This is a genomic window from Acinetobacter sp. WU_MDCI_Abxb74 (assembly GCF_025513915.1).
GTDB classification, from domain to species: Bacteria; Pseudomonadota; Gammaproteobacteria; order Pseudomonadales; family Moraxellaceae; genus Acinetobacter; species Acinetobacter calcoaceticus_C.
On sequence record NZ_JAHPRP010000007.1, the window covers coordinates 22,978 to 42,299 of the forward strand.

The 19,322-nt window shown below is 40.1% G+C and carries 16 protein-coding genes and 4 tRNA genes; 10 read left to right on the plus strand and 10 right to left on the minus strand.

The features are described from left to right. Positions 1 to 3 precede the first annotated feature (3 nt). Positions 4 to 342: a membrane protein gene (locus tag KTH84_RS12480; RefSeq protein WP_042895511.1), complete on the minus strand. Its 339-nt coding sequence runs from the start codon at positions 340 to 342 to the stop codon at positions 4 to 6. Positions 343 to 616: 274 nt separating this feature from the next. On the opposite strand from KTH84_RS12480, the gene KTH84_RS12485 reads away from it, so the two are divergent. After that, a complete protein-coding gene (locus KTH84_RS12485; protein ID WP_133971467.1) occupies positions 617 to 1,564 on the plus strand; it encodes a hypothetical protein in 948 nt (315 codons plus the stop codon). Between the two features lie 90 nt (positions 1,565 to 1,654). Here KTH84_RS12485 and KTH84_RS12490 read toward each other — a convergent pair. The 8 genes from KTH84_RS12490 to KTH84_RS12525 all read right to left on the minus strand — a co-directional run bounded on the left by KTH84_RS12490 (position 1,655) and on the right by KTH84_RS12525 (position 6,684). Beyond that, positions 1,655 to 1,730 (minus strand) — tRNA-Glu (locus tag KTH84_RS12490). A 30-nt stretch (positions 1,731 to 1,760) separates the two neighbouring features. Then, a tRNA-Glu gene (locus KTH84_RS12495) sits at positions 1,761 to 1,836 on the minus strand. Between the two features lie 121 nt (positions 1,837 to 1,957). Continuing rightward, positions 1,958 to 2,857, minus strand: a complete 900-nt coding sequence (locus tag KTH84_RS12500) for a hypothetical protein (protein ID WP_133971469.1) — start codon at positions 2,855 to 2,857, stop codon at positions 1,958 to 1,960. A 119-nt stretch (positions 2,858 to 2,976) separates the two neighbouring features. Further along, complete coding sequence (locus KTH84_RS12505) at positions 2,977 to 4,398, minus strand: amino acid permease (RefSeq protein ID WP_133971471.1); 1,422 nt, start codon at positions 4,396 to 4,398, stop codon at positions 2,977 to 2,979. A 128-nt stretch (positions 4,399 to 4,526) separates the two neighbouring features. Then, positions 4,527 to 4,602 (minus strand) — tRNA-Glu (locus KTH84_RS12510). Between the two features lie 25 nt (positions 4,603 to 4,627). After that, positions 4,628 to 4,703: transfer RNA gene (locus KTH84_RS12515), tRNA-Ala, on the minus strand. Positions 4,704 to 4,760: 57 nt separating this feature from the next. Beyond that, positions 4,761 to 6,269: a glutamate--tRNA ligase gene (gene gltX, locus KTH84_RS12520; RefSeq protein ID WP_127493634.1), complete on the minus strand. Its 1,509-nt coding sequence runs from the start codon at positions 6,267 to 6,269 to the stop codon at positions 4,761 to 4,763. 115 nt (positions 6,270 to 6,384) lie between these two features. Further along, the gene (locus KTH84_RS12525) at positions 6,385 to 6,684 is read right to left on the minus strand and encodes a DUF4179 domain-containing protein (RefSeq protein WP_202743363.1); all 300 of its coding nucleotides are present in this window, start codon (positions 6,682 to 6,684) and stop codon (positions 6,385 to 6,387) included. 399 nt (positions 6,685 to 7,083) lie between these two features. On the opposite strand from KTH84_RS12525, the gene KTH84_RS12530 reads away from it, so the two are divergent. From KTH84_RS12530 to KTH84_RS12570, 9 genes are all read left to right on the plus strand, one after another. Next, positions 7,084 to 8,085 carry a sulfate ABC transporter substrate-binding protein gene (locus KTH84_RS12530; RefSeq protein ID WP_262473371.1) on the plus strand — a complete coding sequence of 334 codons (1,002 nt, stop codon included), beginning with the start codon at positions 7,084 to 7,086 and terminating at the stop codon, positions 8,083 to 8,085. 231 nt (positions 8,086 to 8,316) lie between these two features. After that, complete coding sequence (gene rsmH / locus KTH84_RS12535) at positions 8,317 to 9,240, plus strand: 16S rRNA (cytosine(1402)-N(4))-methyltransferase RsmH (RefSeq protein ID WP_262473372.1); 924 nt, start codon at positions 8,317 to 8,319, stop codon at positions 9,238 to 9,240. Then, the gene (gene ftsL, locus KTH84_RS12540; RefSeq protein ID WP_262473374.1) at positions 9,240 to 9,572 is read left to right on the plus strand and encodes a cell division protein FtsL; all 333 of its coding nucleotides are present in this window, start codon (positions 9,240 to 9,242) and stop codon (positions 9,570 to 9,572) included. The genes rsmH and ftsL overlap by 1 nt, the downstream gene beginning before the upstream one ends. An 11-nt stretch (positions 9,573 to 9,583) precedes the next feature. Continuing rightward, the gene (gene ftsI, locus KTH84_RS12545; protein ID WP_133971477.1) at positions 9,584 to 11,416 is read left to right on the plus strand and encodes a penicillin-binding protein PBP3; all 1,833 of its coding nucleotides are present in this window, start codon (positions 9,584 to 9,586) and stop codon (positions 11,414 to 11,416) included. A gap of 3 nt (positions 11,417 to 11,419) precedes the next feature. Next, complete coding sequence (locus KTH84_RS12550; protein ID WP_262473377.1) at positions 11,420 to 12,919, plus strand: UDP-N-acetylmuramoyl-L-alanyl-D-glutamate--2,6-diaminopimelate ligase; 1,500 nt, start codon at positions 11,420 to 11,422, stop codon at positions 12,917 to 12,919. Positions 12,920 to 12,927: 8 nt separating this feature from the next. Continuing rightward, positions 12,928 to 14,328, plus strand: a complete 1,401-nt coding sequence (gene murF, locus KTH84_RS12555) for a UDP-N-acetylmuramoyl-tripeptide--D-alanyl-D-alanine ligase (protein WP_262473379.1) — start codon at positions 12,928 to 12,930, stop codon at positions 14,326 to 14,328. Beyond that, positions 14,329 to 15,447, plus strand: a complete 1,119-nt coding sequence (gene mraY / locus KTH84_RS12560; RefSeq protein WP_003653822.1) for a phospho-N-acetylmuramoyl-pentapeptide-transferase — start codon at positions 14,329 to 14,331, stop codon at positions 15,445 to 15,447. Between the two features lie 59 nt (positions 15,448 to 15,506). Further along, the gene (locus KTH84_RS12565; RefSeq protein WP_003653820.1) at positions 15,507 to 15,839 is read left to right on the plus strand and encodes a hypothetical protein; all 333 of its coding nucleotides are present in this window, start codon (positions 15,507 to 15,509) and stop codon (positions 15,837 to 15,839) included. 2 nt (positions 15,840 to 15,841) lie between these two features. Continuing rightward, positions 15,842 to 16,666, plus strand: coding sequence for a putative RNA methyltransferase (locus KTH84_RS12570; RefSeq protein ID WP_262473380.1), 825 nt, complete (start codon positions 15,842 to 15,844; stop codon positions 16,664 to 16,666). A 54-nt stretch (positions 16,667 to 16,720) separates the two neighbouring features. Here KTH84_RS12570 and ponA read toward each other — a convergent pair whose 3' ends face one another. Next, positions 16,721 to 19,282, minus strand: coding sequence for a penicillin-binding protein PBP1a (gene ponA, locus KTH84_RS12575; protein ID WP_262473382.1), 2,562 nt, complete (start codon positions 19,280 to 19,282; stop codon positions 16,721 to 16,723). Positions 19,283 to 19,322 lie beyond the last annotated feature (40 nt).

Below are 19,322 nucleotides of genomic sequence, written 5' to 3' on the forward strand. Positions count from 1 at the left end.
TTATTAGATTTCCCACTCATTATTGCAGTCACGGCATTTCCAATGTTTTTGTGACTGCATAAATGCTTGCATAGACAGTTTAAAGTCTGGCAAATCACGCCAGAACATAAAACCTGCCCCTACAGCCACAACAAAAACAACGACTGTTGCAATTTGAAGAGAGCTGCCTGCACCATTGCCAAAAATCCACATAAAAATGCTAATAACAACCAAGAGTAAAAGCATGAAAATTGCAGGAATTAAGATAACAAGGCTTTTAGGAACTGCTGGTTTTACGCTGTTAATTCCTTGGCTTACAGGCATAATTTTAACACTTTGACATTGAGGGCAACGGTATTGCATAGGAACTCCACATTCAGTTTGAATCTATTCTAACGGAAATGTCGAAAAAGAAAAAAATTTGTAAGATATCGATGAAGTACTTTGAATGAGCAAACAATTAATTTTGAATAAACAATGAAATAGAAAAAGCAGATGATTTATACGTACACATAAAAATTAAAATAATAGTGTAGAGCGTGCTAATCTACAGAAAAATGAAGTGTAATTAGCACTATAAATGAGCTTAAATACTCGTAAATAGGACGTGGAATAAATATAAAAAGGAGATAGGGACTTGGGTCAACAAGATGACAATGAGTCGAAGCCTACAACGACAGCATCAGTTGTAGCCACCCCAGATACTACAAAACCGTCATTATCTCGTCGATTACTGCATAAGACATTACAACATGCCCAAGATGCGGTCGGGTTCGCTAGTGATACGACACGTAATATTGCAGGGGTCGCGGATGCTGCATTAGATGCACTCGACCAAGTGACTACCCATACCAGACGTGGAGTTGTCGGAATGACAAATCTGGCAGCAGGTACTGTACGAGATATGGTGTCTGAAACCAGTGAAACTGCACGTCAAGTTGCATTGATCATGGCGCGTACATTTTTGGGGAAGAGCACTTTAACGCTGTATTTACCGGAAATGCTATTAAACAATCAAATTCGTAAGCGCATAGACCGCTCTGAAATTGATGATATTAAAATCAAGTGTGGTAATGACAGTTTTCAAGTCGAGATCGATGGGCATTACCACCGCTTCATGTATCGTTTAAGTTTAGATTTTAAAGTATTGGAATGTCGTATTGGGCAGGAAAAGTTTTTGCGCCTACGACAAATGGATGAAAGTCTTGATGTTCAGATACGGCATGGGGGAACCCTGTCAAATTGGGCTGTGCGCCGTATTGGTCGAGTTGGTTTTGAAGTCGTGAATATGTTGCCGATTCCATCACTTATTAATCATTTGATTGGCGATATTCCGGGCATCCAACGCGATGGCCACCGTATGTGGTTTATTGACCTAGAGCAAGCAGGATTTATTGACTTTATTAATAACCGTTCATGGATGGTTGAAAAGCTTCTGAGTTTGACTGATTTTAGTATTTTACCGGGTTTAAATATTTTGAGAGAAAGCCGAGAGTTGGTCCAGCAATTGGTAGATCAATTTGAAATTAGAGGACTACGAGTACAGTCGGGTCGCCTTGAAGTACAAGTGGGAATTGCGAGCTAACAGAGTATAGAAAAAGCTAGTCATTGATTGGCTTTTCTTTTTTTAGGCAAGAAAAAAGCCACTGACATTATGCAGTGGCTTTTTAGAATTTGGCGTCCCTACGGGGATTCGAACCCCGGTTACCGCCGTGAAAGGGCGATGTCCTAGGCCTCTAGACGATAGGGACATATGTGAGGCATACATCTGAAAAAATTACTGGCGTCCCTACGGGGATTCGAACCCCGGTTACCGCCGTGAAAGGGCGATGTCCTAGGCCTCTAGACGATAGGGACGTTTCAGAGGTGGGCGTATATTAGGTCGATTTAATAAAACTGTCAAATAGTTTTCTGAAGAAATATTAAAAAAAGCGATCAAGCGATTAAAAATAACCCAAATTGTAGAAAATATATACATTTAGCCATCATTTTTCTGAAAAGGTTCAATAATTGCCTTTATAACAGAGGGGTGTTGTAAATATCCTAAAATCTCATGTGGCTGGTTGGCAAAGGTAAAAATTTTCTGATTAATAATAGGTGGATCAAAGTTAAAAGGAGCTTCACATAATGGAAATGCAGTCAAAAAATCATCTTGAGAGTAGAAATTAAACCATTCACCGTCAATATGGGGTGGTCTGACAATTGGACTCGGGAGCTTACTTTGAATGACGCGAAAAGATAAAGGGGATGCTAAAGTTATAAATCGTTTAACTGAAAATTGATAAGAAGGGTCTGAAAGTAGCCGATAAGCAATGACTGAACCGAGGGAGTGCGCAACGACAATATAATCTTCCTCTTCTCGTATTTTCTTTAAAATTCGTTGATTTACTTCTTGCATAAATTCAGGATTAGATAAGTACATATAAGTTTCAATCAGAAACTGCTGTATCAAACTCTCATGCAATTTTGGAAAGTTGTTTAAAAGAACAACCAATTCTTTAAGTACTCGATCCTTTACTAGCTGAGAGGTGAGATAGAGTCGTTCTGAAAAGCTTTTTTCAGCTTGATCCGCTGATGGCGACAATAAAGGAATAAATGGAGTGTGTTCTTTGGTTGGGGGATTATTCTCATGTAAATGAATAGGTAAATAATTATTTAAAAATGTTTTAGGTAACAAGGTTGTAAGATCTAATTGATTACTTAATTGATATTTATTCATCAAATCGCCATAAAATGGCATATGAATATGAAGATCGCGTACATTAACTTTGCAAGGCATCTGTTTTAGGCCGAGTTTAAACACTCTTAACCAATGCTCTTTTAAGCGATGTGATGTGTAATTCTGTTGATTCATCCCGTGGATAAATATAATTTTCATTCTATACAAGGAATTGTTTTTAATATAAATTTTAATCTACAACGGTAAGTTATATAAAACCAGTGTGTAGACAAAAAAAAGTGTAGCTTTTTGCTACACTTTCATTGAATAAGGGTGGTTTAGACTTTATTGCGGTAAAAAATAAAATAGCTGACATAACATAAAGCTGTAAAAATAAGGCAGCCTACAAAACCAGCACGCATTTCAGGGTCTGCTGCCATACTCAAACACGTAATAAAGCAGAAAATAAAACCTAAAATCGGGACGATAGGGAATAATGGAGCAGCATATTGTAAGTCTTTAACTGTATGGCCAGATTTGTACCATTGGCGACGGAAATTAAATTGACTTAAACAAATGCTCATCCAGACAATAACCATAGTAAATGCTGCAACGCCAAGCAGATTTTTAAAAATAGTCTCTGGGGCAAACTGCTCTGATAACAAGCCTGGAATTGCTCCAAACATTGTTACAACTAGGGCAACAATAGGTGTTCCACTTTTTGAGAGTGTAGCAAATACGCCAGGTAGTAATTTTTGTTCCGACAGTGACCACATCATACGTGAAGCGGCGTAAAGTCCTGAGTTTGCTGCCGAAAGCAGAGCTGTAATAATTACAAACCTAATAATGTCATCTGCATATGGAATACCAATATAATTAAATACTGTAACGAATGGACTGCTACTAACGCCTTCACTGCCTAAGCCCGCAAGCTGGAAAGGAAGTAAAGCACTAATAACAATAATGGTCCCTACAAAGAAAATAAGAAGACGCCAAATTGCAGCATTAATTGCTTTGGGTACATTTTGAGCGGGATCTTTGGTTTCACCTGCTGCAACACCAATTAATTCAGTGCCTGAGAAAGCAAAGTTAACAATTAGCATGGTGGTAAAAATAGGAATTAAACCATGTGGGAACCAGCCTTGAGCTGTAAGATTGCTAAATAGCGGTGCAGTTTGGCTACCATTAAAAGGAATTAAACCAAAAATCGCTAATAGGCCCAGCACAATAAAAGCAATAACGGTAATCACTTTAATAAGAGCTAGCCAAAATTCAGACTCAGCAAAAATGCGAGTTGAACTAATATTTAAACCAAAAATAGTGATTGCAAAAACAATTGTCCAGATCCACATTGAAATATGTGGGAACCATTCCTGCATGAGTAATGCTGCAGCTGTAAATTCAGTTCCAAGCGTTGCAGTCCATGTCAACCAGTACATCCAAGAAATCATGTAGCCTGTACTAGGACTAATATATTTTTTGGCGTAGGCACCGAAAGAGCCTGAAACAGGCATGTGTACGGCAAGTTCTCCTAGGCAGAGCATGACCATGTAAGCGATCGCGCCACCAAGAATGTAGGCAATAATTGCGCCAATAGCTCCAGTTTGTGAAATGACTTCCCCTGAACCTAAAAATAAACCAGTTCCGATTGCCCCGCCTAGTGATAGCATAACAAGATGGCGAGTACTCATGGCTCTTTTTAAAGGTGCAGTACTGTTCTGATGCTGATGAGCATCTAGTTGATTGTCAGATGGCTGCATATTACACATTGAGAGAATTAAGAAAGACGCTATTTTAGATAAAATAGACAAATGTGCAATCTAGAAAGAGATAAAGAATAAACAGTAAGGTGACGATAGAGTCTTTTAATAATTTTTAAAGCAGAATTTGGCGTCCCTACGGGGATTCGAACCCCGGTTACCGCCGTGAAAGGGCGATGTCCTAGGCCTCTAGACGATAGGGACTTGATGAGGCAAACACAAAGGAGCGTGGTGGAGTCAAGCGGGATCGAACCGCTGACCTCTACAATGCCATTGTAGCGCTCTACCAACTGAGCTATGACCCCAGTTTGTGTGAGCGCAATACTAGGGTGAATGCGCTCACACGTCAACAAAAAAATGAATTAAGCTTCGCTAGTTGCTTCATTTTTCGGCAATTTTAAGCTCTCATTGAGTTTTTCCCAATTTTTAACTTCTTTTTTGCTTGGTCCACCCACAATTTCTAAAGCGCGTCGTAAACGAGCGAAAGTTAAATCAGGTCCAAGAGTGACCATCGACTGCATTACTGGTGTTGAGCTGGTTGAACCCGCAATTGCGATAAAGAATGCTGGCATAAAATCACGTAATTTAATGTCCATCTGGTTCGCAAGGTCCATTAGGGTTTGGCTAACAGTGTCATTATTCCAAGTGAACTGGCCTTCAAGACGCCAAATTGCAAATTGTAAACTTTGGCGAACTTGCTCTTGAGTCAATTTTTTACTTTCAAACATTTCCGCGGTAATTTGTGGCATATGATTAAAATAGAAACCAGCCCAATTTACAGCTTCTGAAAGTAAGTTAATACGTGGTTGAATGGCAGCTGCAATATCTTCTAAAGTGCTTCGATCACTCTTCCATGTGAGTAAACGATCTAACAATTGGCCTGGAGTTAATCCTTTGATCCATTGACCATTAAGCCAATTTAATTTTTCAACATCAAAAATCGGACCGCCGAGTGAAACACGTTGAATATCAAAGTTATCCATCATGTCTTGTAGCGTGAACACTTCTTTTTCGTCCGGCATTGACCAACCCATACGACCTAAATAATTTAACAAGGCTTCTGGTAAAACGCCGATATCACGGTAGTAGTTGATTGATGTCGGGTTCTTACGCTTAGATAATTTTGATTTATCTGGATTACGTAGCAATGGCATATGGCAGAGTGTTGGCATTTCCCAACCAAAATATTGGTAAAGCAACTGATGTTTTGGTGCAGATGGAAGCCATTCTTCACCGCGTAATACATGAGTGATTTCCATTAAATGGTCATCGACAACATTGGCCAAATGATAAGTTGGTAATCCATCATTTTTAAGAAGAACTTGCATGTCGACTTGAGCCCAAGGAATTTCAACTTCCCCGCGTAATAAGTCATTAAATTTACAAATACCTTCTTCAGGTACTTTCATACGGATGACATGAGGTTCACCCGATTCTAAGCGACGTGTCACTTCTTCTTGAGAAAGTTTTAACCCACGACCATCATATTTTGGTGTTTCACCACGTGCTTGTTGTTCAGCACGCATCTGGTCTAGTTCTTCTGCTGTAGCGAAACAATAAAAAGCATGACCTTTTTCAACAAGTTCTAATGCGTATTGCTTATAAATTCCCATACGTTCAGATTGGCGATACGGTGCATGAGGGCCACCCACATCTGGACCTTCCGACCAATTTAGACCTAACCAACGCAATGAATCCAAAATCATTTTTTCAGACTCAGGAGTAGAGCGAAGCTGATCTGTATCTTCAATCCTTAAAATAAATTCTCCGCCATGTTGTTTCGCAAAACACATATTAAATAAGGCGATGTAGGCTGTGCCGACATGAGGAAAACCTGTAGGGGAAGGTGCAATACGAGTACGAACTTTCATAGCTAATGGGTCAAAATAAAAATTGAAACTATTATAACGAAAAAGCCCAGTATTCTGACGTTTTATTTAACATCAGACTGGGCTAAAGCTGAAACGCTGAGGGGTGTTTCAGAATTTAAGATGCATGCGGCTGGAAGATTGCCTGAACAAAACGTGAAAAACGTTCGTGTTGAGCCGCAAGAAAGTTTTGAGTTGGGGTAACCCGAATTGAATTGAGTACTTTAAGCTCATCATTTGTAGAAGGTAACACGATAGGGTTACGTTTTTGCTGATCTAAAGCTTTTTCAATAAGTGAAGTCTGCTTATCTGCCCCAATTTTATTTGGAGTATCTTTAAGTGCCGCTGCTGCAGAAAACTGTGATGCCAAACTCAGCACCAAACTTAAGCTTAACGCTTTTCCATAATGAATTTTCATTATTAATCATCCCCTCTGTTCATTACATTTCATCTATTTTTTGAGTTTAACGAAATGTAAAATTACGGTAATGCTACGATTTAAACATAAATCTTAATAAAAAAGTGGAACTGTGTCACACTTTTTACAAAAATTATCTATATTTTAATCTAGTCGACCCAAATGTAGGCCATATGTATCCTTTGCGCTTCATTATTTAACAAATTAATGTGTAGATAAAGTGAAGGCCCTCATTAAGTTGTAAGAATAATTACAAAAAATTTCAAAAATGAAATAACTTAGACATCCTTATCTATATATTTTAAAGAGATTAATAAAAAATATATTAATATAAGTAATTGATTGTAAATTATAAAATTAAAAATATAGTAAAACTAAAACCAATGATGGATTTTGTAAATGAAAAAAATATCAATAATGGCTGTAGCTGTGTACTTGGGAGTGGCGGTAACAGCAGCTCAGGCTGCTACTTCTTTTTTAAACGTTTCTTATGATCCGACCCGAGAATTTTATCAAGAATATAATCAGGCTTTTGGTAAGTTCTGGAAACAACGTACAGGACAAGATGTTGAATTTAAACAGTCGCATGGTGGCTCTGGTAAACAAGCTCGGGCGGTAGCCACGGGTCTAGAAGCCGATGTTGTAACGTTAGCATTAGCTAATGATATTGATGAGATTGTGAAAGCTGGTTTTATCCAGCCAAATTGGCAAAAAGAATTTCCAAATAATTCTGCGCCTTATACGTCTACTGTTGTGTTCCTAGTGCGAAAAGGTAATCCCAAAAATATACGTGACTGGAATGATTTAACCAAACCGGGCATCGAGATTATTACACCCAATCCTAAAACAGGGGGAGCTCCTCGTTGGATTTATTTATCGGCATGGGGTTATGCCTTAAAACAACCGGGCGGAAATGATGCCAAAGCTCGTGAGTTAGTTAAAAAACTTTATCACAATGTAAAAGTACTTGATTCAGGAGCACGCGGTTCTCTAACAACATTTGCCGAACGTGGCATTGGTGACGTTTTATTATCATGGGAAAACGAAGCTTTATTGGCGACTAAAGGACCTGATAAAGATAAATATGAAATCGTTTACCCTTCAGTTTCAATTTTGGCAGAGCCATCAGTCGCAATTGTAGATAAAACCGTAGATAAAGATGGCAACCGAACTTTAGCAAAAGGCTATTTGAACTTTTTATATTCACCGTTAGGGCAGGAGTTGGCGGCTAAACATTATTTCCGACCGCGCAATGCGCAAGTGGCAGCAAAATATGCAGCCCAATTTCCAAAAATTAAATTATTTACCATTAATGATGTGTTCGGTGGTTGGGCGAAAGCTCAGAAAACTCACTTTGCTAATGGAGCTGTCTTTGATCAAATTTATGATGGGAAGCAGTAAATAAAATGATCTAAAAACAATATTCCAAAAAGAAAACTTAGAAGTTAAATATTCATAAAGAAAGCCAGCAAACTTAAAAAAGTGAGCTTGCTTTCTTTTTTTGCTTAAAAAGTGCTAACAAAACGGTTTTATCTATGAAAAATTAATATTTTCCTACAAAAAGCCGTTTGGCGTTGCCCATAAACAAGGTGATAATGTGCAGTTACATTTTCACGCTATGATTTAACACCTATGTCGCATATTTCTGTCTTACTTTCCGAGACCATTGAGAGCTTATTGGCAGATCGCACAACTGGGGTGTATATCGATGCAACCTTTGGAAGAGGTGGGCATACCCGTTTATTGCTTTCTAAACTTGATGAAAATGCGCGAGTGTACGCATTTGATAAAGACCCTCAAGCATTGGAAGTTGCTGCTGCTTTAGCACAAGAAGATTCAAGATTTACCATCATTCATGCCAGTTTTGCTGATATCAAAGAGAAGATGCAGGAAATTGGCGTGATGAGTGTTGATGGTATTATGGCTGATCTAGGGGTGTCATCTCCTCAACTTGATCAGGCAGAGCGTGGTTTTAGTTTCATGCAAGATGGTCCATTGGACATGCGAATGGATAATTCTAAGGGTTTAACTGCGGCTGAGTGGTTACTTAAAATTGAAGAAGAACAATTAGCGAATGTTATTTATCAATATGGTGAAGAGCGTTATAGTCGACGTATTGCTAAAGCCATTAAACTCGCTGGAAAACTAGAAACGACCGCTCAATTGGCGGAAGTTGTTAAAACCGCTCATCCAAAATGGGAAAAACATAAACATCCAGCGACACGTGCATTTCAGGCCATTCGCATTGCTATTAATAAAGAGCTAGAAGATATTGAAGTGTTTTTGCCGCAAGCTGTAGACTTACTAAAACCGAAAGGACGTTTGTCTGTTATTAGCTTCCATTCTCTTGAAGACCGACTGATCAAGCAGTTTATTCAAAAAGAATCTACGTTAGCAGAAGATTTCGGTTGGGGAATGCCTGAGCAGCGTGTAGATACAAGAAGATTAAAGAAAATTTCACGGGTTCGTGCGAGTGAAGAAGAAGTAAAAGCGAACCCTCGGTCACGTAGTGCATGGCTTCGGGTTGCTGAACGCTTGGAAGAAAAAGGCGCGTAATGAAAAGCAGTGATGAAATCGCAACCACAGAAAACAAAGTGGTTAAAAAATTTGTGGTGTATACAGTATTGGTGGCGCTTGTTTTTATAAGTGCCATGATGGTGGTATTTCAAGTATTTGAATATCGTCATGATTATAGAGAGCTTAGCTCTTATATGCGTGAACGTGATGATCTCAATGCTGAATGGGGGCGTTTGCTCATTGAGCAACAAACCTTTGGTGCAACGGCACAGATTGGTACGCGTGCTGTAACTCAGCTACGGATGTTTTCTCCACCGGCTGCAGAAACGGTGGTAATTTCTTTACCAATGACCTCAGAGCAAAATAAGTAAGGCCTTGCTGTATGGTAGATAAGCGAACAAAACAAACACGGAAAAAACAGCAGTCTATTTCGGAAAAACCAACTCTTGCCTTTGATATGTGGCGGTTTTATCTGCTCTGGGCAGTAGTGCTACTCTGTTTTGTTGTATTAATTGCGCGTGCATTTTATGTACAAATAATTAATAAGGATTTTTTACAAAACAAGGCCAATGCCAATATTTTGCGTACTGAGCGTGTGGAAGCGATGCGTGGCGTGATTAGTGATCGCCATGGCGTACCTTTGGCAATTAGTACACCGATCATGAAAATCGTAATGGATCCACGTGATTATTTCGATACTAAGCATTTATATGACCAAATTACAGCGGAATTAAAGAAAGATCCGAATAATCGTAAATTAAAAAGACAATTACCCGATAAAAACTTGAATCTTGATGAGTTGGCGGATGTCGTTGGTTTAGATCGTGCCGATCTTAAAAAACAGATGAATGCACGACCACGTTCTCGTTATCTGGTTTTGAAAAAAGAGATCCCACCGCAACAGGCAGACCTCATTACGAAGGGTAACTTTCAAGGGGTATATGCCGAGAAAACTTATAAGCGTTATTATCCTCAGCCCCAGCCAAATGCCCAGATTATTGGTTTAACCAACAGTGAAGGTCAAGGGATTGAAGGCTTGGAAATGCAGCTCAATAAACAGTTGTCGGGTGTGGATGGTGAACAAAAAATTATTCGTGATAAGCGTGGGAACCGTTTAAAAGTTTCAGAGGTTATTCGCGAGGGTGAACCGGGCGAAAACATCACTTTAAGTATTGACTCACGTTTGCAGTACATTATGTATCGTGAATTGACAGCTGCTGGTGTTGCAAATAATGCTCGTTCGGCAACCGCAATTGCTGTAGATGTTAAGACTGGTGAAATTCTGGCAATGACCAGTTGGCCGTCATATAACCCAAATGACAAAAACGGTTTATCTAATAAAGATGCCATGCGTAACCGCGGTGCGATTGATATGTTCGAACCGGGTTCAACCATGAAGCCATTTACGGTTTCTGCTGCATTGGAAACTGGACAATATACGCCAAATACTATTGTAAATACTTCTCCAGGTTCAATGCGTTTAGGTTGGCATACAATTCGTGATACCCACAATTATGGTGCTTTAACTGTAAGTGGCGTAATTATCAAGTCTTCAAACGTGGGTTCTGCAAAAATTGCATTGTCACTTCCAAAAGAAACACTGCCAAGCTTTTTTAATCGTACCGGTTTTGGTAAACGTTCGGCTGTGAAATTTCCAGGGGAAAGCTCAGGTTTAGTGCTTCCGGTAAGTAAATTAAACTCTTCTCAAATTGGAACCATGGCTTATGGTTATGGCCTGAATGCGACTATTCTTCAGTTGGCACAGGGCTATGCAATGCTCGCAAATCATGGCGAGAAAATGCCTTTAAGCCTCCATAAGTTAGATCAGGCGCCTAAAGGTGAACAAGTTCTTGCTCCAAAAATTGCTGATCAGGTTTTGCTCATGCTAGAGCAGGTGACTATGCCTGGTGGTACTGCAAAACAAGCTAATATTCCGGGTTATCGTGTTGGTGGTAAAACAGGTACGGCGCATAAACTTCGTGCAGACCGTAAAGGTTATTCAAATAATGAATACCGTGCTTTATTTGCAGGTGTAGCTCCAATTAGTGACCCGCGTTTAGCCGTTATTGTGGTTGTTGAAAACCCACAAGGCCGTTATTACGGTGGTTTGGTGGCTGCTCCTGTTTTTGCACGTATTATGCAAGAGTCATTGCGTTTAATGAATGTGCCGCTTGATAAACCCCTTGATACTTCAGTAAACCCTATTCGCAGGTAAGCCATGTCTGTTTCTTTTCAAGAAATTAATCCAGTCGAGATTGATGCACAGTGGTCTAAGCAGTCTTTCCATGGCTTTAGTCTGGACAGCCGTAAGGTTGAGTCAGGCCAAATCTTTATTGCTTTGACCAGTTATAGTCAACCTGAAAAAACGCGTATATTTGCTGAGTCGGCCCTTGCTAATGGTGCACTTGCTATCATTAGTGAGACTGAATTAGGTGTAGAAAATGAGTGGGTATGTCCTGATGTACGTCAGCGCATGGGTGAATGGCAAGAGCGTTATTTGCAACATATAGATCCTGTTACACCAGCACGTATTGTTGCAGTAACAGGCACAAACGGTAAAACGACGATTTCACGTCTAGTTGCTGAATTAATTAGTTCACAACAACAGCACTGTGCTGTGATGGGCACAACAGGTAATGGTATTTTGCCTGACTTAACGCCATCAACGCATACCACACTTGATGCTTTACAGCTACAAAATGCGTTACATGACTATGCTAAACAAGGTGCAACTTTTGCATCTTTGGAAGCAAGCTCACATGGTTTAGAGCAGGGCCGTTTAAATGGTTGTGCTATTGAAATTGCCGTTTATAGCAATTTGAGCCGTGATCATCTGGATTATCATGGCACTTTAGAGGCTTATGCTGAAGCTAAGGCTCTTTTATTCCGTTTTAATTCTTTGAAAGTAGCTGTTATTAATCTGGATGATGAATATGCTGCTCTAATGATCAATGCAGCAAAACAAAATCCTGCTCAGCCAAAGATTCTGACGTATTCGCTTACTCAGAATACAGCAGATTATTATATTAGTGACCTAAGTTACAGTTTGGCAGGGGCGACTTTTAATTTAGTCAGCCAGCAAGGTTCTTTTGCTGTTCAAAGTCCATTATTGGGACATTTCAATGTCGAAAACTTGATTGCAGCACTTATTGCTGCTGAGCAAGCAGGTTTTGATTTAGAAGCATTGGTTGCTTTTGTCTCTCAATTGATTGGTGCGCCGGGACGGATGCAGGTCATTCGTGATGGTGAACGTTTATTTGTTGTGGATTATGCACATACGCCAGATGCTTTGATTCAGGTACTTAAAACTCTAAAACGTCATGTATCTAATCAACTTTGGGCTGTATTCGGATGTGGTGGGGATCGTGACCGTGGTAAACGTCCACTGATGACTCAAGCCGCTTTAGACGGCGCAAATCCGATTATTTTGACTTCGGATAACCCAAGAACCGAAGATCCTGAACAAATTTTTGCTGATATGAAGCAAGGAATCGATTTTTCAGGACATCGCATGCAGGAAATTCATGATCGCCGTGAAGCAATTAAGTTTGTTGCACAGCAAGCTCAAGCTGGTGATATTGTTGTTATTGCTGGTAAAGGCCATGAAAACTATCAAGAAATTAATGGTGTGCGTCACTGGTTTGATGATGTTGTTGAAGTTCAATCAGCGATTGCTGCGCAACACCATACTGTAGACGCTGCTTACCCTGCACAATAGGATAAATTATGCATACTTCAACCACCAGTACCGTGCCTTTGGAACCGTGGACAGCTCAGCAATTACAACAGGCAACACAGGGCTACTGGCATAAAGACCAGATCCCTCAAACTGAAATTAAACGTATTTTGACGGACTCACGTCATGCAGAAACTGGGGATGTCTTTTTAGCACTTAAGGGTGAACGTTTTGATGCGCACGACTTTGTAGCTCAGGTTGCAGCGAATGGTTGTCAAATCGCAATTGTTGAACGCCCTTTAGATGTAGATATTGCCCAACTAGTTGTTGCCGACACTCGCTTGGCTCTCGGGCAACTTGGCGCTTATCGCCGTGAGCAAAATACTCAATTAAAAGTGATTGCTTTAACAGGTAGTAGCGGTAAAACCACAACTAAAGAAATGTTGGGAAGTATATTATTGCGTTTAGCTCCGACATTAATCACCCGTGGTAATTTGAATAATGACCTCGGTGTACCCATGATGTTGCTTGAACTGAGAAAAGAACATCAGTTTGCTGTAATGGAACTAGGTGCCAGTCATCAGGGTGAAATTGATTATACTTCTAAGTTGGTGCAGCCGCATGTTGCAGGCATTTTAAATATTGGGACAGCTCATTTAGGCGAATTTGGCGGACGTGAAGGTATTTGCCGCGCTAAATCAGAAATTTATCGTCATATTTTACCAAATGGCGTTGCAATCGTTCCACAACAAGATGACTTTACGGCTGAAATTCATAAAGCTGCAAAAGCACATCGCATTTCTACATTTGGCGTAGGGGGCGATATTTATGCAACAGATATGGAATTATTGCCTCAATCAACAAATTTTACCCTACATACGCCGCAAGGGACGAGTACCGTTAAACTCCCTTTTGCCGGTGAGCATAATGTTCAAAATGCGACCGCAGCTGTAGCCTTTGCTTTGGCGCTTGGTATTGGACTTGAAGATATTGCCCAAGGCTTAGAGCAAGCTCAGGGTGCTAAAGGTCGTCTTAACTTTATTCAAAAATCTCCTTACTTATTTATTGATGATACTTACAATGCCAATCCGAATTCTATGCGTGCTGCTGCACAAGTATTGTTGCAGCAACAAGGCATAAAAGTGATGGTTATGGGTGATATTGGTGAGCTGGGAGATAGCAGCTGGCAAGAACACCACGATTTAGGTCGTGATCTTGCCGAGCTTCCTTTAGATCATATTATTGCAGTTGGGCAGTTTGCTTCAGCCGCTCTCGAGGGTGCAGACTCTCATTCCAATAAAGTGAAAGCATTTCAGACACAAGCTGAGGCGCTTCCATTTCTAATCAATCTAATCCAAACACATCAACCGCAGTCCATGAGTTTCCTGTTTAAAGGTTCTCGCTTTACTCATATGGAAACGTTGATGGCTGATTTGATGGAGAAACTTTAAATGCTGTTATGGTTGTTTGAACAACTTGCGGGCTATCACAGTTCGTTTCAGGTCGTTCGTTATTTAACATTACGTTCTTTACTCAGTGTATTAACTTCACTGACCATTGGTTTGGTTCTCGGACCGATCATGATTCGTAAATTACAAGCGTTAAAATACGGTCAGGCAGTAAGTTCATTTGCTCCTGAAAATCATGCTAAAAAGATGGGTACGCCAACGATGGGCGGGATTTTAATTCTGCTTTCAATTGGGATTAGTACTTTACTCTGGGCTGATTTATCTAACCCTTATGTCTGGATTGTGCTTGGTGTAATGGTTGTGTTCGGTGCTGTAGGTTGGGCAGACGACTGGATTAAAATTCGCTATAAAGACAATGCAGGTTTACCTGCACGTAAGAAGTTTTTCTGGACTTCTGTTGCATCCCTTGGTGCTGGTATTGCGTTATATTTAATCGCAACTCAACAGTCCAATGCAGAACATACTGCAAATATGCTGGATTTATTGATTCCTTTCTTTAAGAATCTTTCAATTCCACTCTCAATTGTTCCTTTAGGCTTGGCATTTATTGTATTTACCTATCTGGTGATTAATGGTGCTTCTAACGCAGTTAACTTAACTGATGGTTTAGATGGCTTGGCGATCATGCCTGTTGTAATGGTGGCTACGGGCTTAGGTGTATTTGCTTACTTGTCTGGTGACATTCGCTTTGCTAACTATTTACATATTCCATATGTGAAATATACCTCTGAGCTTGTTGTGATCTGCTCTGCCATGATTGGCGCAGGTTTGGCATTTCTTTGGTATAACGCGCACCCTGCCCAAATCTTTATGGGTGATGTTGGTGCTTTAGCTTTAGGTGCGATGCTTGGAACAATTGCTGTCATGGTACGCCAAGAAATCGTATTTGCGATTATGGGTGGTGTGTTTGTAATGGAAGCAGTATCTGTCTTCTTGCAAATTGGATCGTTGCGAATGCGTAATAAACGCGTATTCTTAATGGCGCCGTTGCATCATCACTATGAAAAGCAGGGCTGGAAAGAAACCCAAGTTGTGATTCGTTTTTGGATTATTACAATTATATTAGTAGTTTTAGGTCTAATGACTTTAAAATTGCGATAGATCTTATTTTAGTGTCAATATAAAGCCAGTTCTACTGGCTTTTTTTATTGGAGAGATGAATGACAAAAGTTGCTGGTCTAGACCAATTATCTGTAATTAATCAAAAAGTGGTTGGTGAGGGTGAGGTGTTACCTCAGGTCGTACTTAAAGATGGAAGTCAGGTACAAACAGGAACTGTCGCTACAATGTTGCATAATATTGAATTATATAATGCAGGGCAAAGAGGACAGATTGAAGAGGAATTAAAGATCGCAATTCCAACTTTAGTCAAGGTTGGTCTGTTTGATTTATTTCAGGTGGACGAATGGATTAACGGAACAAATGCGGGGCGTACATTTGTGGGAATGCAGGCAAAGACTTATTTACAGCAAAAAGAACAAGAGAATAATTAAAAGTGACTAAGCAAATTTTAATGTGTCCTGTGTGTCGTCAATCTCTGGATTTAAATGAAAAAACTTGGCGATGTGAGCTGGGGCATAGTTATGATGTGGCTAAACAAGGTTATGTCAATTTACATGTTGTGCAACATAAACATAGTAAAAACCCAGGAGACACGCCAGAGTCAGTCGATGCGAGACGAGCTTTTTTACAAGGTGGTTATTATCAGCCTTTACAACATGCTGTAGTCGATTTATTGAAGAAGTTTGGTGTAAAAACCGTACTTGATATTGGCTGTGGTGAAGGCTATTACACAAGTGCCATGCAGCAAGTGGTTGAGCAATGTGTTGGTGTTGATATTGCAAAAAATGCGGTACAGCGCGCAGCAAAGCTCAATGCTGAAGTGACTTGGGTTGTAGGAACCGGTGCGACTTTACCGGTTCTTAATCAAAGCATGGATGCATGTACTAGTTTGTTTAGCCCAGTTCCACAGGCAGAAATTGCACGTGTTTTAAAAGATGATGGCTATTTAATTGTTGTCACGCCTGCATCTGAACATTTGTATGCAATGCGTGAGGCTTTATTTGAGCAGGTTAATCCTCACACACCAGAAAAGTTTGTAGAGCAGTTGCAAGATTTGTTTGAGCTAAAGCAAGAGCACATTATTGATGCCCCTTTTGTGCTTGATCAACAGGCTTTAAAAAATCTGATTGCTATGACGCCTTATGCATATAAAGCTTCTCCTGAGCGCCGTTTGCAGTTAGAGCAGCAGCTGCAATTAGAAGTAACGGCATCTTTTCAAATTTATGTCTTTCAGAAGCGTAATAAAGAAGCTAGCTAAAAGACTATTTTTGAAGCGCAAAAAAGAAGCCATCTGATGATGGCTTCTTTTTTGCTATTCAATCTGATTAATCAGATTTTCTAATTCATCTTTTTCTCGCTTAGGCGCGGATTCCTGTGAAGGTTTCATAGCAGGAGGCGCAGCTTTTGACGGAATAACAATTTCTTCACCAGGTAAATCGGCAAAGTCATTATTATTGTTGAGCTTCGGTTGCGGTGGTGCTGGACGATATAGCGGACGAGCCAATGGAGGAGCTGCGCGATAGGTTTTCTTATCGCTAACTTCTACTACCGCTTGATTTTTGTCACGTGAAATAGGTGCTTGAGCATCTTTGTCGAGGCGAACCCAGGCTGATGGTGTACCTTGCAATGCTTGACCCATAAAGTTGATCCAGATCGGTAATGCAGCAATACCACCATACTCACGACGACCTAGTGTCGTCGGTTGGTCAAATCCGACCCATGTTACAGTAACTAACTTCCCGTTGAAGCCAGCAAACCATGCATCTTTTGCATCGTTGGTTGTACCTGTTTTGCCGCCTAAGTCATTACGACCAATTTTAAGCGCGGCACGGCCTGTACCGTGTTCAATAACGTCTCGTAAAATGTTGGCCATGTCATAAGCAGAACTTGATTTTAAAATACGCTGTGCCTGACGATATTCACTGTTCACTTTATCAGTCTGTTTAAGATTAAGTTGCTTAGCAGCCTTTTCTTTCTGCTCTACATCTTTGTTTGTAACTTCAATCACTTCATCATCTGTTGTCGTAACTTTCTGCTCGTCATCAGTTGTTTCAGGTGCGTTAATACATGGAATACATGCATATTCTGGCTTAGCTTCATAAATCACTTTACCGTATGCATCTTCAATACGTTGAATAAAGTGCGGTTGAATGCGATAGCCGCCATTGGCAAAAGTCGAATATCCAGTTGCCATTTGAATTGGCAAGACTTGAGGAGTACCTAAGGCAATGGTGTAGTTACGTGGAATTTGATCTTCTTGTAAACCAAAATCCATAAATAATTGGCGAGTACGTTCAATCCCGACGGTCTGTAACAGACGTACAGATACGGTATTACGAGATAAATACAAAGCACGGCGTAATGGAATCATCCCTAAATAACGACCGTCTGAGTTTCTCGGTGTCCACTTACCAATCGTGATAGGACTATCATTAACCATACTGTACGGTGTCATACCGCGCTCTAGTGCCAATGCATAGACAAAAGGTTTAATCGTTGAACCCGGTTGGCGCCAGCCTTGTAAAGCACGGTTGAATTTCGATTGATAGAAGTTATAACCACCTACAATTGCTTCAATTGAGCCGTCGTTAGGATTGATTGCAATAAGTTGACCTTGAACTTTTGGAACTTGAACTAAAGACCAAGCGGTTTTTGCTTCATTTGGACGTAAGCGAACAATATCTTTAACTTGAACAATTTGAGATGCACGGGAAGGAGCACCACCTACACTATTTGCATTGCGATAGGGACGGGCCCATGACATACCTGACCACTGTACAGTAATGGTTGTGCCATCTTGCATTAATGCTTCAAAAGAGCTGCTATTTACCTTGGTAACTTGTGCTGGATAGGTGTTGGCATATGCTCTAAATTCACTTAATGGTTTATCGTGTGCTTCTGCACCACGCCAGCCATGACGACGGTCATAAGCTTCAAGGCCGTCTTGCACAGATTTCTCTGCAATCGCTTGGCGTTTAGCATTGATGGTTGTATAGACTTTATAGCCCGAATCAATGGCTTGTTCGCCAAAATGTTTTACGAGTTCTGAACGAACCATTTCGCCGGCATAAGGGTGAATATTGTTTAAATCCCGATTGGGCATATTGAGATTGATCGGTTCAGCTACAGCTTTTTGATATTCTGCTTGAGAGATATAACCTAACTGTAACATACGACCTAAAATCCAGTTACGTCTTTCAAGTGCACGCTCTGGATTAACCACAGGGTTGTATTTAGAGGGTGCTTTTGGCAAACCTGCGATCATTGCCATTTGAGCAATGCTTAGCTCATTAATGCTTTTGTTGTAATAAATTTTAGCTGCTGCTGCGATACCGTAAGCATTTTTTCCTAAGAAGATTTTATTCACATAAAGACTGAGAATCTCTTCTTTCGATAAATTTTGCTCAATTTTTCGAGCTAAAAAGATCTCGGTGATTTTACGTTTTAAAGTTCTTTCTGGACTCAAATAATAGTTCTTTGCAACCTGCATGGTAATGGTCGAACCACCAGTTTGCACATCAGAACCCGTCACGCTCTCACTTAAAGCACGCCCTAAACCCTTAAAACTGATCCCGCTATGTTCAAAGAAAGATGAGTCTTCTGCTGCTAAAAATGCATGAATAAAAGCAGGAGGGATTTGTTTGTATTCAACTGGAATAGAAAGCTTACCGCCATACTCAGCAATCAGTTGATTATCTGATGTATAGACCTGTAGAGGTTTTAAAAGCGGAGCTTTTTTTAGTGAACTCATTTCTGGGAGCGATGGGGCAATATAGAGATACATGCCATAAAAGCCCATCGGAAGTGAGACTAAGATAATAATAATGATCAAAAAAATTGGACGCACGAAGCCCAAACTGGATAGCTTTTTCATGATAAGTAAGCTTTAATAAGATCGAATACAAACTAATTAT

What these genes read in the sequence shown, in the direction of transcription:
- KTH84_RS12480 (WP_042895511.1), bottom strand. Translation starts at nt 342, where the DNA reads ATGCAATACCGTTGCCCTCAATGTCAAAGTGTTAAAATTATGCCTGTA.
- KTH84_RS12500 (WP_133971469.1), bottom strand. Translation starts at nt 2,857, where the DNA reads ATGAAAATTATATTTATCCACGGGATGAATCAACAGAATTACACATCA.
- KTH84_RS12505 (WP_133971471.1), bottom strand. Translation starts at nt 4,398, where the DNA reads ATGCAGCCATCTGACAATCAACTAGATGCTCATCAGCATCAGAACAGT.
- gltX (WP_127493634.1), bottom strand. Translation starts at nt 6,269, where the DNA reads ATGAAAGTTCGTACTCGTATTGCACCTTCCCCTACAGGTTTTCCTCAT.
- KTH84_RS12525 (WP_202743363.1), bottom strand. Translation starts at nt 6,684, where the DNA reads ATGAAAATTCATTATGGAAAAGCGTTAAGCTTAAGTTTGGTGCTGAGT.
- KTH84_RS12530 (WP_262473371.1), top strand. Translation starts at nt 7,084, where the DNA reads ATGAAAAAAATATCAATAATGGCTGTAGCTGTGTACTTGGGAGTGGCG.
- rsmH (WP_262473372.1), top strand. Translation starts at nt 8,317, where the DNA reads ATGTCGCATATTTCTGTCTTACTTTCCGAGACCATTGAGAGCTTATTG.
- ftsL (WP_262473374.1), top strand. Translation starts at nt 9,240, where the DNA reads ATGAAAAGCAGTGATGAAATCGCAACCACAGAAAACAAAGTGGTTAAA.
- ftsI (WP_133971477.1), top strand. Translation starts at nt 9,584, where the DNA reads ATGGTAGATAAGCGAACAAAACAAACACGGAAAAAACAGCAGTCTATT.
- KTH84_RS12550 (WP_262473377.1), top strand. Translation starts at nt 11,420, where the DNA reads ATGTCTGTTTCTTTTCAAGAAATTAATCCAGTCGAGATTGATGCACAG.
- murF (WP_262473379.1), top strand. Translation starts at nt 12,928, where the DNA reads ATGCATACTTCAACCACCAGTACCGTGCCTTTGGAACCGTGGACAGCT.
- mraY (WP_003653822.1), top strand. Translation starts at nt 14,329, where the DNA reads ATGCTGTTATGGTTGTTTGAACAACTTGCGGGCTATCACAGTTCGTTT.
- KTH84_RS12565 (WP_003653820.1), top strand. Translation starts at nt 15,507, where the DNA reads ATGACAAAAGTTGCTGGTCTAGACCAATTATCTGTAATTAATCAAAAA.
- ponA (WP_262473382.1), bottom strand. Translation starts at nt 19,282, where the DNA reads ATGAAAAAGCTATCCAGTTTGGGCTTCGTGCGTCCAATTTTTTTGATC.